Consider the following 13,187-nt stretch of genomic DNA (forward strand, 5'->3'; position numbering starts at 1 on the left):
CCCGGGGGACGACGCGGGTCATGCTCCGGCGAGGTACGCCGTGACGTAGGCCAGCGGCGCGTTCCACCGGATGCAGACGTCGTTGGTCGTCTCGGAGGTGTCCTCGTCCAGGTAGCGGCACTGCGCCGGCCGGCCGGCCAGCCTCGGGTCGTCCGGCCAGCCCGGCGTCGGAATCGAGTTCGCGCCGCCGACCACCGCCCCCGGGCCGTCGAGCTTCTGACGGGTACGCGGGTGGGCGGTCGCGTCGGCGCCGTAGCCGGTGACGTAGCACTGCCCCAGCGCGTTACGCCCGAACAGGTAGTCGACCCCGGACACCAGGCCGTCCCAGTACCGCCGGTCGCCACTCGCCTCGTGCGCCCGCGCCAGGACGACCAGGTTGTTGAGGAGGCGGCCGTTGGAACCCCAGTGCCAGCCCTGCTCCGGGGCGTAGGGCTGACCCCACGGCTGCCGGCTCCGCAGGTCGAGCAGACGATCCGCGTACGGCCGGACGTCCACCCCGGCGTCCAGCATCGCCGGCAGTGCCACCCGGTCGAAGTCGAAGCCGTCCAGGTCCCGTGGCGGCGCGATGTCCGTTCCGGTCGCCCAGGCGAAGTCGTCACTCAGGTCCGGATCGCCGTACGGGCCGCCGCCGAACCGGCCCTCGTCGTCCGGGGCGATCAGGTCCGGGTGGTCCAGCGCGGCGCGCACGGCGGCGTCGGCGGTGGCGTGGTCGCCGGCTTTCCGGCACACCGCCGCCAGGTGCAGGGTGGCCGCGGTGGAGGGCCGGTGCAGCACCCGCGTCGTCGGGTCGTCCTCGGGGCGGCCGGGGATCGGCGACCATCGCGTGCCGTGCACCCGATGAAAGACCATTCCCGGGTACGCGTGACCGCCCGGCACCCGCATGCGCCGCAGCCAGTCCAGCTGCCACCGGCACTCGGCGGCCACGACTGTCGCGTCCCGGCCGCGTGCCTCGAGCATCCGGGCCAGGTCGAGCAGCTGCCACAGGGCGATCGCGCCGCTGACCGCGTACTTGCCGTAGTCGCCGGCGTCGTACCACCCGCCGGACACGTCGAAGACGCCGTCCTCACGCCAGCCCGGGTACAGCCGCTCGGCGTCCGGTCCCGTCCACGCCGGCACCGCGACGTCGCCCGCGTGCCGGCAACGCATCGACGTGAAGAATCGCAGCGCGTCGACGCTCAGCCTGGCGTAGAGATCCGCCGCCACCCGGAACGGATGGCTGCGCTGACCACCGGCCACCACCCGGTAGCCCTCGCCCGGCGGCAGGTCGCCCAGGTCGAGCACGTGCACGTTGAGGCCCGAGGTCGGCTCCGGCCGCTGGTGCCACGGTGTCGATCGGCCACGCGTCCTCGTCTCGCCCCCGGCGTCGACCACGGCGAACGGCTCCGCCCGGCCGGAGTGGTCGACCCAGGTGGCGTGCTGCGGGGCGCCCGGCAGGTAGCCCACCTGATTGATCCGGATCCGCGGCCGGGCCGTCTCACGCATGCCCGTACGGTCGCACGAACCGGCCGCCGTCACATCGCGGCGTCACCCCGCCGGTCCTGATCCCACCGGCGTGGGGGCCCGGCGTCGGTGGGCAGCAGCAGCTGTTCCAGGTCCGGGGGAGCGACCCGCCCGACCATGGCGCGTAGCGTCCCGGCCGGAGCGGCCCCGCCGACCAGGGCACCGCCCAGGATCTCGCCCGTCTCGGGAGTGAGCACCACCTTGGCGTAGCGGTCGCCGCCGTCGGTGAAGGTGATCTCGGACGCCATGGTGCCGGGGTGGCCGACGCCGGCCGTGGTGACCCGGATGCCGGCGACCTTCAGGTTGACCGCGGCGCCGGTGCCGTCGAACGGCTCGGCCGGACGGCCGGTCAGCTGGCGGGCCACCGAGTCGGCCATGCGGAAGCCGGCCGCGACCAGACCGTGGCAGCGGCCCTCGACGGCGGCGCAGTCGCCGGCCGCCCAGACGTCCGGGGCCGAGGTGCGGCAGTGAGCGTCGACCAGGAAGCCACCCCGGTCGCCGCGGGCCAGGCCGCCCGGAGCCGCGGCGGCCGCCAACTCGTCCCGGGGGCGGACGCCGGCGGCGAAGACGACCAGGCCGGCCGGGAGCAGCTCGCCGCCGGCGAGGCGGACACCGGCGACGCCGCCGTCCGCGCCGGCCTCGACCGAGGTGAGCGATGCGGGGCAGCGGACGCGCAGACCGGCGTCGCTGGCCAGGGCCCGCAGAACGCGCGCGGCCTCGGCGTCGAGCTGGGCGGGCATGAGGTGGGGGGCGTTCTCCACGACGGTCGTCGGCCGGCCGAGCAGCTTGAGGCCGTTGGCCGCCTCCAGGCCGAGCAGGCCGCCGCCGACCACCACGGCGGGGCGGCCTCGGACGGCGTACCCGCGGATCTCGTCGATGTCATCGAACGTGCGGTAGACGAAGCAGCCGGGCCGATCGTGCCCGGGCACCGGCGGGACGAAGGGCCGGGCGCCGGTCGCGAGCACCAGCGCGTCGTAGCGAAGCACGTCACCGGCGGCCGTCCGGACCAGCCGGGCGCCCGTGTCGACGGCGACGGCCGGACAGCCGAGCCTCAGGTCGACCGGGGGCGCGTCGGGCGGGCCGGGCGGGGGCAGGGTGAGATCGGCGCGGCTCTTGCCGTCCAGGTACGACGACAGCGCCACCCGGTCGTACGCGGGACAGTCCTCCTCGCCCAGCACCACGACGCTCCACCGGCCGTCCCGGTCGAGCCGGCGCAACCGGTCGACCAGCCGGTGCGCCACCATGCCGTACCCGGCCACCACCAGTCGCCGGGTCACGCCTCCGCCTCCGTCAGCCAGCGGGCGCACCACCGGTCGATCTCGTCCCGGCAGCCGCCGCATCCGGTGCCCGCCCGGGTGTGGCCGGCGAGCGCGTCCCGGCCGCGGTGACCCGATCGCCAGGCGGTGTGCAGCCGCGCGCGGGTCACGTTGTTGCACACGCAGACCAGCGGCTCGGGGCCGGGCGCGCCGTCGTCACCGCGCGTGGCCGGAAGGTCGAGCAGCAGCCCGAGGCGGTCCGCGGGCATCGGCCGCCCGTATCGGTAGCCGTGCGCGACGAGGGCGGCGGCGCGGGGGAGTCCCAACAGGACGGCCGCGACGACCCGGTCGCCGTGCAGGGTGATCCGCGCATAGCGGCGCCCGCGGCGATCGGCCAACCGGATCGTCCGCATTCCGGACTCGGGGCGCTGGTCGACGTTCCCGGCCACCGGCGGGCCGGGGCGGGCCAGGTCGGCATGGTCGGCCATTGGCGGGCCGAGGCAGGTCAGGTCGACGTTGCCCGCGCGCAGCCGCAGGACGTCGGCGGCGACCGGTGCGGGCGGGCAGCCGTGGGCGATCAGACCGGCCAGGGAGTCGGCCTGATCCCACGCCTCGATGGCGCCGACGGGCGGCCGGCCGGGGCGTTCGGCGCATCCGCCGATCGCGTGGATCCGGGGATCGCTGGTCCGGAAGGCGTCGTCGACGAGCACGCCGCGCCCGACGCGGAGCCCGGCGGCGTGCGCGAGCCGGATGTTCGGCCGCGGTTCGGGACAGCGCAGCACGGTCCCGGGGCCGGCCGTGCCCGTGCCCGTGCCCGTGCCCGTGACGACGGTGGCCGGGATGGTTTCGGCCAGCATCGCGGCGCAGCCGTCGTCGATCCGGTCGGCCATCGGGTGCGGACCGGCGCAGACCAGGGTCACCGCGGCGCCCCGGGCGGCCAGCCGAGCCGCGGTCCGCACAGCGGCAACCCCGTCACCGTGGACCGTGACCGTGGCAGGAACCGGGCCGGGATCCGACGTGGGAACCGGGCTGGGATCCGACGTGGGGACCGGGGCGGGAAACGGCGTGGGGATCGGGCTGGGATCCGACGTGGGGACCAGGGCGGGAAACGGCGTGGACGGCCGGCGGTCGGGGCCGGTGGCCAGGACGAGCAGGTCGTAGGCGTACCCGGAACCGTCGCCGAGCAGGACCCGCCGCCCGGCCCGATCGATTCCGCGGACCTCATCGCCGGCCAGGTCGACCCGCCCCGCGTACCCGTGGTGCACCAGCATCTCGGCGAACCGCCGCCCGAGCGGACCACCACCCGCGACCACCACCGCGGCCGGGCCGGTCACGCCGTCTCCGGTTCGAGGCGGACGGCGCAGACCTTGAACGCGGGCATGCCGCAGGCCGGGTCCGTCGCCGGATCGGTGAACAGGTTGGCCCGGCCACCGGCGGGGAAATGGAACGGTACGAACACCGTGTCCAGCCGCATGCCGGCGTCGCAACGGACCCGGGCGGTCATGGTGCCCCGGGCCGAGCGGACCCGGGCCAGGCCGTGCTCGGTCAGGCCGCTGCGCGCGGCGGTGTCCGGATGGACCTGGACGAACGGCTCGGCGAGAACCCCGGTCAGCTCGGCCACCCGCCGGGTCTGCGTACCGGACTGGTAGTGCGCGAGCACCCGGCCGGTCGTCGCGTACAGCGGGAACCGGTCGCTGGTGGGCTCGGCCGGGCCCCGGTGCTCGACGGGCACGAACCGGGCCCGGCCGCCGGGGTGGGCGAACGACTCCAGGAACAGCCGCGGCGTGCCGGGGTGCGCGGTGGCGCCGTCGGGGCAGGGCCAGTGCAGCGCCTCGCCCGCGTCCAGCCGGTCGTAGCTGATGCCGGAGTAGTCGGCCCGGCCGCCGCGCGAGGCCGCCCGCAGTTCGTCGAACACCGGCCGGGCCGTGGCCGGGAACCGCTCCGGCGGCTGACCCAGCCGGGCGGCCAGATCGTGCAGCACACGCAGCTCGTCGCGGGCCTGGCCGGGCGGCGGCAGCAGCGCGCGGCGGCGCAGCACCCGGCCCTCGAGGCTGGTCATAGTGCCCTCCTCCTCGGCCCATTGGGCCACCGGCAGCACCACGTCGGCCAGGGCGGCGGTCTCCGACGGCAGGAAGTCGGCGACCACGAGCAGATCCAGCGAGCGCAGCCGGCGGGTGATGTGGGCGGCGTGCGGCGCCGACACGGCCGGGTTCGATCCGAAGACCAGCAGCCCGCGCGGTCCGCCGTCGCGGCCGAGACTGTCCAGCAGCTGGTACGCGCCGACGCCGGCGCCCGGCAGCCGGCCGGGGTCGACGTCCCACACCCGGGCGACGTGCTCGCGGTCGGCCGGGTCGGTGATCGAGCGGTAGCCGGGCAGCTGGTCGGCCTTCTGCCCGTGCTCCCGGCCGCCCTGCCCGTTGCCCTGGCCGGTCAGGCAGCCGTAGCCGCTTCCGGGAGTGCCGGGCAGCCCGAGCGCGAGGGCCAGGTTGATGAAGGCGGAGACGGTGCCGGTGCCGTCGCGGTGCTGCTCGGCGCCGCGCCCGGTCAGGATGTACGCGTTGCCGGCCTCGGCCAGCAGATGCGTGGCGCGCTGCAGGTCGGCGGCGGGCACACCGGTGACCTGCTCGACCCGTTCCGGCCACCACGACATCACCGGCCCGGCGGCGTCGGCGAATCCCTGCGTACGGCGCCGTACGTACTCCTCGTCGACCAGCCCGTCGACCACCGCGACGTGCGTCAGGCCGAGGGCCAGGACCAGATCGGTGCCGGGCGTGTTCCGCAGGTGCAGGGCGGCCCGGGCGGCGGTGGCACTGGGGCGCGGATCGATCACGACGAGGGCGGCCTGTTCGAGGTGCTGCATCAGCGGCGGCATGGTCTCGGCGACGTTCGCCCCGGCCAGCAGCACGGCCGACGCCCGCCCGAGGTCGGTGATCGGGAACGGCAGGCCCCGGTCGAGGCCGAAGGCGGCGTTGCCCGCGGTGGCGGCGGCCGACATGCAGAACCGGCCGTTGTAGTCGATGCGGCTGGTGCCCAGGGCCACCCGGGCGAACTTGCCCAGCAGGTACGCCTTCTCGTTGGTCAGCGCCCCGCTGCCGAAGACCGCGACCGCGTCCGGGCCGTGGTCGGAACGCAGCCGCAGCAGCCGCTCGGCGACCAGGTCGAGCGCGTCGTCCCAGGACGCCGGGCTCAGCCGCCCGGTCCGGTCCCGCAGCAGCGGCCGGGTCAGCCGGTCCGGTGCGCGGAGAACCTCGGGCGCGGTCCATCCCTTCTGGCACAGCCCGCCGCGGTTGACCGGGAAGTCGGCCGGCCGGACGGCCACCGTGGCCGTGTCCGTGCCGCTGATCGTGGTCCCGCACTGCAGGGCGCAGTAGGGACAGTGGGTCGCGATCTCAGACATGGCTGGTCTCCCGGGCCGGTTCGGAGGCACGGTCCGGCCGTTTCCGCCGCAGGTACACCAGCCGGAGCACGGCCACGCAGAGCGCGTAGTAGCCGAGGAATCCGAGGAACGCCGGGATGCCGGATCCCCGGGCGTAGGCGGCCTTGAAGCAGAGGTTGATCGCCGCGCCGCCGAGCGCGCCGACCGCGCCGGCGAGGGCGATGACGGCCGCGGACAGGCGTCGGGCCCAGGCCCGGGCGTCGGCTGCGCCGGTCCGCACGGCCGTCCGGGCCCGGTGGGTGAAGGCGGCCGGGATCATCCGGTACGTGGAGCCGTTGCCGATGCCGCTGAGCACGAACAGGGCGGTGAACCCGGCCACGAAGAGGCCGAACGAGCCGGCCGCGGCCGCGCCGATCAGGACTGTGGTACCCGCCGCCAGGCCGAGGAAGGTCCACAGGGTGACGCGGGCGCCGCCCCAGCGGTCGGCGGCGAGCCCGCCGAGCGGCCGGCACAGGGCGCCGAGCAGGGGTCCGAGGATGGTGTGGGCCACGGCCTGGCGCGGCGACGCCCCGAACTCGTGCCGCAGCACCAGCCCGAAGGCGAAGCCGTAGCCGATGAACGAACCGAACGTGCCGATGTAGAGCAGGGAGATCCACCACGTGTCGGGATGGCGCAGGGCGTCGCGCAGGGCGCCCGGTTCGGAGCGTACGGCGGCCACGTTGTCCATCCGGCGGGCCGCCACGACGGTGGCGATGACGATCAACGGCAGATACGCGTACGCCAGCAGCTCGGGATGCCCCGGCCCGGCCACGCCGACGACGGCCAGCCCGGCCAGCTGGACCGCGGCCACGCCGAGGTTGCCGCCGCCGGCGTTGACGCCGAGGGCCCAGCCCTGGGCCCGGTTCGGATAGAAGGCGGCGACGTTGGTCATCGACGACGCGAAGGTGGCGCCACCGACGCCGGTCAGGGCGGCGACCACGAGCAGGATCCCCATCGGGGTCCGCGGCCGGGCCACCACGACGGCCGCGAGCAGCGTGGGCGCGGTCAGGGCCAGGGTCGAGACGACCGTCCAGGTCCGGCCGCCGAACCGGACCACGGCCCGGCTGTACGGCAGCCGCAGCAGCGCCCCGACGACGGTCGGCGTGGTCACGAGCAGGAACAGCTCCCCGGGCCGGTGGTGGTAGCCCAGTTCCGGGGTCATGAACAGGACCAGCACCGACCACAGGGTCCAGACCGAGAATCCGATGTGCTCGGTCAGGACGGAGCCGGCGAGGTTGCGGCGGGCGACGAACCGGCCGTGGTCGTGCCACGCTCGTTCGTCCTCGGGATCCCAGCCGGTCAGCCAGCCGGTCGGGCGGGTGGGGGCCGCGGGCATGGTGCCTCCGTTGGTCGGGATGTGCGTCGCCGGCGCGCGAGGATCGCCCGCGCGCCGGCGACGGGTGTGACCCCGGTCAGAAACTGAGATCCAGGGCCTTGACCCGGTCCCTCGTGCGGTCCGGGTGGCTGTCCGAGAACACGAAGCACCGCGTGTTCCGCAGCTGGTCGTCGACGACGTTGGCGGTGGAGAAGATGACCACCGGGACGCGGGCGCCCTTGTTCAGGAAGTCGGCCCGGAAGTCGATGATCGGCGCGTCCTCGCCCCAGCGGCCGAGGAAGTCCTCGACGACCTCCTGGTCGGCGTAGATGTGGCGGATGTGGTGGCCGACGTACGACTCTGGCCGTTCGGTCGCACCGACCAGGGCGATGTCCTTCCAGTTGGCGTACGCGACGGTGCCGTCCTGCTCGATCAGGTGGATGGCGACCGGGCAGTGGTCGTAGTACGCCTCGAGCAGCGGCACCGCCTCCGCACCGACCGGCCGGTAGCCGGCGTCGGGCCGGTCCACCCGCGCGATCCAGGCCCGGGCGGTCGAGGAGCCGTCGGCGGTGGTCGGTGACGGCGTCGGGTGGGTGGTCTCCGGGCGCAGCGCCCAGAAGGCGTAGGACCGGCCGTCGACGGTGGCGAAGCCGATGTTGGCGTACCCGGCCGGGAAGTCGGTGCCGGCGAACGTCACCGGCTTGTTCTCGACCGGGGTGCCGGCCGCCAGCAGGGCCGGGAAGTCGGTGATGCCGAGGGCCGCGGGCAACGCGCTGTCCGCGGCCGCCCCGGCGCCCAGCAGCTCGCCGGCGGCCTTGTTGGCGAGCACGACCGATCCGTCGGCGCCGGTGACCAGCATGCCGGGGGAGGCGTTGTTGAACAGGTCGATGAGCTGGGCCGGGGTGGGGTGGTGGGCCATGACTGCCTGCCTTTCCGAAGGTGGGTCAGAGGGTCTTGCGGCTGTAGTTGAAGACCTGGCCGGTGGGTCCGTTGGCCGGGAACTCGGCGATGGTGGCGATCCACGCGGCGACGGTGCGCGCGGGCTTGAGCCAGTCGATGCCGAAGCCGGCGTTGAGCGCGGCCAGGACCTGGTCGCCGGCCGCCTCGTTGAGTCCGGCCATGGTCATGGCCGTGGCCACCGGACCGGGCCGGACCTCGTTGGCGATGATCCGGTCGGCCGCGAACTCGACCGAGCAGGCCCGCATGAGCGTGGTCAGCGCGGCCTTGGCGGCGGCGTAGGCGAATCGTTCCGGCGCCTGCCCGTTGGCCAGGCTGGCGCCGACGAACGTGTACGAACCGCCGCCCGCCCGCCGGAGCAGCGGCGCGGTGCACTGGACCAGGGACAGCGCGGTGCGCACGTTGTCCTCGTACGCGTCCGCGGCCAGTGACCAGGGCAGCTCGCTCAGCGGACGCGGTCCGGGCGAGACACCGGCGTTGGCCACCACCACGTCGACCCCGCCGCCGGTGATCGGGGCCGCCCGGTCCAGCGCCGCCTCGACCGAGCCGGGGTCGCGCAGGTCGGCGCGGGAGTCGGTGTACCCGCGGTCGGTGGTGAGGGCGGTGTTGCCGCGCCGGGACAGCCCGATCACCTGGTATCCGCGCTTGAGCAGTTCCACGGCGGTGGCCGCGCCGATGCCCGAGGACGTGCCGGACACCACCGCGACCCGGGCGGGCTGGGCGGGCATCAGGCGGCCTGGAAGACGGACTGGTCGATGGCCGCGAGCGAGCGCATCGAGGAGATGGTGATGACCGCCGGGTCGAGTTTGCGCCCGTGCAGCCGCTCGATCTCGATGACCATCTGGACGAACTGGAGGCTGGTCAGCAGTCCGGCGTTGATCAGGTCGGTGTCGGCCGCGATGTCGACCGGCTGCTCGTGCAGTCCGGCGACCCATTCCCGCAGCGCCGCTACCTTGTCGGTCATGTCGGTTCTCCTCTCATCGGGCGCGGAACTCGACGGTGAAGCCGGTCGGCCGCGCGAAGGACTGGCTGGTGGTGCGGTGCTGGTCGGGTCCGAGGACGATGTCGGAGCAGCGTTCGGCCAGCGCCTCGAGCAGCAGCCCGAACTCGGCCCTGGCCAGCGGCGCGCCCGGGCAGGCGTGCGCGCCCGCGGCGAACGGGATCGCTCCGCGCTCACCGCGGCCGAGGCGCAGGCGGTCGGGCTCGGCGAAGACGCGCGGATCGCGGTTGGCCGAGGCGATCGAGATCAGGACCGCGGTGTGCCGGGGTACGGGCACGCCGGCGATCGTGACGTCGTCGGTGGCGAAGCGGACGACCGTCTGCACCGGCGGGCGCAGACGCAGCACCTCGTCGACGAATGCGTCCCGGACCGTGGGGTCGAGCAGCTCGCCGAGCGGGACGTCGCCACCGGCCAGGGTGTAGACCAGCGACGTGATGAAGGCGCTGCTGGTTTCCGTACCGGCCAGGAAGAACAGCAGGGCGGTGGCGCGTACCTCGTCGTCGGTCAGCGAGATGCCCTTGCGGTCGCGGGTGCGTTCGATCGTGGCCAGCAGCGAGCGGTCGCCGGGGCCGGCCGCGGTGCGGTGCCGCTCGATCAGCCGCAGGAGCTCGGCGGTGTCGGTGTGGGTGGCGTCCGTCTCCTCGGTCGGCAGGTCGAGCAGGCCGGCCAGCGGGCGGGTGAGCCGGTGGAAGGTGCCGGCGGCGGCGGTGCCCACGCCGAGCAGTTCACCGACGATGCCGTACGGGACCACGTGCGCGTACCGGCCGTGGAAGTCGTCGGTGGTGACCCCGGCCAGCCGGTCGGCCAGCGACCGGACCAGCGGCGGCATCAGACCGGCGCGATACTCGGCGATCCGTCCGGCGGCCAGGATCGGCGCCATCAGGACCCGGAAGGCGCGGTGCCGCGGGCCGTCGGCGTCCAGCACGTTCGGCCCGAGCACGCGGGCGCTGGCCTTGAGCGGGTGCTCGGCCAGCACGGCGGGGTGGGTCAGCGCCTCCCGGACGGCGGCGTGCCCGGTGACGGCGACCAGCCCGGTGCCCAGCGCGTGCACGTCGGTGCCGGCCGGCAGCCGGCGGTACCAGGAGGGTTCGGCGAGCAGGGCGGCCGGTGGGCCGGTCCCGGTGGTCACGGACATGTGAGCCGGCCTCCCGCGCCGAGCGCCGCGATCCCGGCGAGCAGGGTGAGGGCGTTGCGCCACTCCTCGGCGGTGCGGCCGGCGGGGTCCGGCACCCGGTAGCCGGCCGACAGGGTCGCCGGCACGCCACCGGTGATCTCGGCCCGGAACGTGGTCTCGGCCGGTTCCGGGGTGTCCGGGCCGAGCACGGCCGAGCCGAGGTCGAGGCGGACGTCGGGTGCGAAGTTGCGGCGGATCAGCTCGTGCGTCAGGCGCAGCCGGGCGACCGGGTCCCGCTGGTCGGCGAACCGGTCCAGCAGTGCGGTGGCGGCGGCGACGGTCAGTTCGGCGCGGCGCTTTCCCTGAATTGATTCCAGGGCGATGGAGAATTGTTCGTCGGTGCGTTCTGGTACGGGCACGGTCGAGTCCTCACCGTAAGCGGAATCGGTGAATTGCGAGAGCGGAAAATCAGTGCGGGTAGCCGAATCGGGCGGCGAGCGCGCGCCGGTCCACCTTGGTGTTGTCGAGCAGCGGAATGGTGTCGACGAAATGGATGTGCGAAGGCATCATGTACGCCGGCAGGACAGCGGCCAGCCGGGCGCGGAACTCGGCGTCGTTCACCGCGCCGGCGATCTGCGCAGCGTCGTTCACCGTGCGGGCGGTCTGCTCGGCGTCGTTCACCGTGCGGGCGGTCTGCTCGGCGTCGTTCACCGTGCGGGCGGTCTGTTCGGCGTTGTTCGGTGCGTCGGTGCTCCGCTCGGCGAACAGGATGATCCGCGGAGTGCCGGAGCGGTCCGGGATCGCCGAGACCACGCAGCGGCCGGCCCCCGCGGCCCGGGCCGCGGCCTCGACCTCGGCCGGTTCGATCCGGTGTCCGGCGATCTTGAGCTGGGCGTCGGCGCGGCCGGCGAAGTGCAGTGCGCCGCTCGGGTCGAGGTGGCCGCGGTCGCCGGTGAGGTAGACCGGCACGGTCCGGGCCCCGGCCACGATGCCGGTGAACGCGGCCTCGGTGGCCGCGGCGTCGTCGAGATAGCCGAGGGCCACGCCGGTGCCGCCGATGGCGACCTCGCCGGTCTCGCCCGGTGCGACGGTCACTCCGTCGCGGACGATGTGGATCTCGGTGCCGGGCACCGGTTCGCCGGCCGGGACGCCGCCGGGACCGCCGGTGTCCTCGATCGTGATCCGCCGGGTGGTGGCGAACACGCAGGACTCCACCGGGCCGTACCCGTTGTAGAGCTCGATGTCCGGGTGGGTGTCGAGCAGGCGGCGGCAGTTCTCCGGCGGTGGCCGGTCGCCGCCCAGCAGCAGGGCCCGCAGGCCGGCCAGGCAGTCCAGGTCGCCGCCGGCCAGGACGTCGAACAGGGCCGGGGTCAGGAAGAGGTGGGTGGCGCCGTGGTCCTTGATGTAGCCGCGCAGCGCCGGCGGGGTCAGCAGGTCGTCTTCGTGGACCAGGGCGGTGCCGCCGAGCAGCAGCATCCCCCACAGTTCGAGGGTGAAGGCGTCCCAGGCGACCGCGGCCGCGTTGACCATCACCGGGGCCGGGCCGAAGCGGATGAACGGCTCCGGGGTGAAGAGCCTGGTCGTGGCCCGGTGCGGGGACAGCACGGCCTTGGCCCGGCCGGTGCTGCCGGAGGTCCAGAAGACCGTGGCGCAGGCGTCCGGCGTGACGTCGGGAAGCGACCCGGCCGGCCCGCCGGTGTGCTCCAGGTCGGCGAAGGCGAGGTGGTCGCACCCGGCCTCGTCCAGGGCGGCCGAGCCCGGGCCGTCGGCCAGGACCACCGGGGCCCGCATCGCGGTGACCAGCCCGTGGAGGCGGCCGGCGGGCCAGCGGACGTCGAGCACGGCGTAGGCGGCGCCGGCCCGGAGCACGCCGAGCAGGACGACGGCCAGGTCGGCCGAGCGGCGGGCGGTGACCGGGACGACGTCGCCCGGCCGCACGCCCCGGTTCCGCAGGTGGTGGGCCACCCGGCCGGACCGGTCCATGAGTCGCGCGTACGAGATGTGGTGGCGCCCGGAGATCAGCGCCGTCCGGCCGGGGCACCGCCGCGCGACCCGCGCGACGGTGCCGTGGATGGTGGCCGGTGGTGCGGGTCTGCCGTACCAGCTGCTCATCGTCGTGGCTCGTCAGTCGTCGAAGACCATGGACGACGGGAGGATCGAGCCCGGCGCGAGGTCGAGCCGGGCCGGCGCGGAGAACTCCATGAGCACCGCGCCCTCCGGCCCGACGTACGTGGCGGTGTGCCGCTGACGAGCCGGGATGAACGCCACGTCGCCGGCCTCGAGCTCGTACTCCGTGCCCTCGCAGACGAACCGGATGGAGCCCTCGGTGACCACCACCCACTGCTCGTTCTCGTGCCAGTGCGGCGGCATGTTCAGGTCGCCGGAGCGGTCGGCCACCACCTTGAGGCAGGACATCTGCTGCCCGTACACGAATCGCCGGGAAAGAGCGATCCCCTCTGCCTTGAGTTCCTCGTGCTCAGCCCAGTTGATCTTCACGACGGCCCCATTTCAAAGAAAATGTGAAAGGGATGGTGAAATCGACGGGCAAATAGTCCACCGTCACGAGGGCCGACGTTTTCCGGGCCGATTCGAACGCTACCTATCCGCTCGATAGCATTCAATGTATTTCT

Annotated in this window: 12 protein-coding genes; all 12 read right to left on the bottom strand. The window is 74.4% G+C overall.

The features are described 5' to 3' along the window. Window positions 1-18: 18 nt before the first annotated feature. Window positions 19-1,482 (bottom strand): glycoside hydrolase family 9 protein, encoded by a 1,464-nt coding sequence (locus ACGFIO_RS11935; RefSeq protein WP_392825369.1) that lies wholly within the window; start codon window positions 1,480-1,482, stop codon window positions 19-21. A 29-nt stretch (window positions 1,483-1,511) separates the two neighbouring features. Beyond that, window positions 1,512-2,777 carry an NAD(P)/FAD-dependent oxidoreductase gene (locus tag ACGFIO_RS11940; protein ID WP_392825370.1) on the bottom strand — a complete coding sequence of 422 codons (1,266 nt, stop codon included), beginning with the start codon at window positions 2,775-2,777 and terminating at the stop codon, window positions 1,512-1,514. Next, complete coding sequence (locus tag ACGFIO_RS11945) at window positions 2,774-4,090, bottom strand: FAD-dependent oxidoreductase (RefSeq protein ID WP_392825371.1); 1,317 nt, start codon at window positions 4,088-4,090, stop codon at window positions 2,774-2,776. Before ACGFIO_RS11945 ends, ACGFIO_RS11940 begins: the two co-directional genes overlap by 4 nt. Continuing rightward, window positions 4,087-6,153, bottom strand: a complete 2,067-nt coding sequence (locus ACGFIO_RS11950) for a molybdopterin oxidoreductase family protein (RefSeq protein ID WP_392825373.1) — start codon at window positions 6,151-6,153, stop codon at window positions 4,087-4,089. Before ACGFIO_RS11950 ends, ACGFIO_RS11945 begins: the two co-directional genes overlap by 4 nt. Further along, complete coding sequence (locus tag ACGFIO_RS11955) at window positions 6,146-7,507, bottom strand: MFS transporter (RefSeq protein WP_392825375.1); 1,362 nt, start codon at window positions 7,505-7,507, stop codon at window positions 6,146-6,148. The genes ACGFIO_RS11950 and ACGFIO_RS11955 overlap by 8 nt, the downstream gene beginning before the upstream one ends. Before the next feature lie 76 nt (window positions 7,508-7,583). Next, window positions 7,584-8,405, bottom strand: coding sequence for a PAS domain-containing protein (locus ACGFIO_RS11960; protein ID WP_392825377.1), 822 nt, complete (start codon window positions 8,403-8,405; stop codon window positions 7,584-7,586). 25 nt (window positions 8,406-8,430) lie between these two features. Then, a complete protein-coding gene (locus ACGFIO_RS11965) occupies window positions 8,431-9,171 on the bottom strand; it encodes an SDR family NAD(P)-dependent oxidoreductase (protein ID WP_392825379.1) in 741 nt (246 codons plus the stop codon). Beyond that, on the bottom strand, window positions 9,171-9,407 hold the full coding sequence (locus tag ACGFIO_RS11970; RefSeq protein ID WP_392825381.1) for an acyl carrier protein: 237 nt from the start codon (window positions 9,405-9,407) through the stop codon (window positions 9,171-9,173). Before ACGFIO_RS11970 ends, ACGFIO_RS11965 begins: the two co-directional genes overlap by 1 nt. Before the next feature lie 13 nt (window positions 9,408-9,420). Beyond that, the gene (locus ACGFIO_RS11975) at window positions 9,421-10,578 is read right to left on the bottom strand and encodes a cytochrome P450 (RefSeq protein ID WP_392825383.1); all 1,158 of its coding nucleotides are present in this window, start codon (window positions 10,576-10,578) and stop codon (window positions 9,421-9,423) included. Further along, a complete protein-coding gene (locus ACGFIO_RS11980) occupies window positions 10,569-10,976 on the bottom strand; it encodes a hypothetical protein (RefSeq protein ID WP_392825385.1) in 408 nt (135 codons plus the stop codon). The genes ACGFIO_RS11975 and ACGFIO_RS11980 overlap by 10 nt, the downstream gene beginning before the upstream one ends. Before the next feature lie 49 nt (window positions 10,977-11,025). Continuing rightward, the gene (locus ACGFIO_RS11985) at window positions 11,026-12,669 is read right to left on the bottom strand and encodes an AMP-binding protein (RefSeq protein ID WP_392825388.1); all 1,644 of its coding nucleotides are present in this window, start codon (window positions 12,667-12,669) and stop codon (window positions 11,026-11,028) included. A 12-nt stretch (window positions 12,670-12,681) separates the two neighbouring features. Then, window positions 12,682-13,053, bottom strand: a complete 372-nt coding sequence (locus ACGFIO_RS11990) for a cupin domain-containing protein (RefSeq protein ID WP_392825390.1) — start codon at window positions 13,051-13,053, stop codon at window positions 12,682-12,684. Window positions 13,054-13,187: the final 134 nt, after the last annotated feature.

Origin of the sequence: Actinoplanes sp. NPDC049265, from assembly GCF_043197135.1 — a bacterium.
Taxonomy (GTDB): Bacteria; Actinomycetota; Actinomycetes; order Mycobacteriales; family Micromonosporaceae; genus Actinoplanes.

What these genes read in the sequence shown, in the direction of transcription:
- ACGFIO_RS11935 (WP_392825369.1), bottom strand. Translation starts at nt 1,482, where the DNA reads ATGCGTGAGACGGCCCGGCCGCGGATCCGGATCAATCAGGTGGGCTAC.
- ACGFIO_RS11950 (WP_392825373.1), bottom strand. Translation starts at nt 6,153, where the DNA reads ATGTCTGAGATCGCGACCCACTGTCCCTACTGCGCCCTGCAGTGCGGG.
- ACGFIO_RS11955 (WP_392825375.1), bottom strand. Translation starts at nt 7,507, where the DNA reads ATGCCCGCGGCCCCCACCCGCCCGACCGGCTGGCTGACCGGCTGGGAT.
- ACGFIO_RS11960 (WP_392825377.1), bottom strand. Translation starts at nt 8,405, where the DNA reads ATGGCCCACCACCCCACCCCGGCCCAGCTCATCGACCTGTTCAACAAC.
- ACGFIO_RS11965 (WP_392825379.1), bottom strand. Translation starts at nt 9,171, where the DNA reads ATGCCCGCCCAGCCCGCCCGGGTCGCGGTGGTGTCCGGCACGTCCTCG.
- ACGFIO_RS11970 (WP_392825381.1), bottom strand. Translation starts at nt 9,407, where the DNA reads ATGACCGACAAGGTAGCGGCGCTGCGGGAATGGGTCGCCGGACTGCAC.
- ACGFIO_RS11975 (WP_392825383.1), bottom strand. Translation starts at nt 10,578, where the DNA reads ATGTCCGTGACCACCGGGACCGGCCCACCGGCCGCCCTGCTCGCCGAA.
- ACGFIO_RS11985 (WP_392825388.1), bottom strand. Translation starts at nt 12,669, where the DNA reads ATGAGCAGCTGGTACGGCAGACCCGCACCACCGGCCACCATCCACGGC.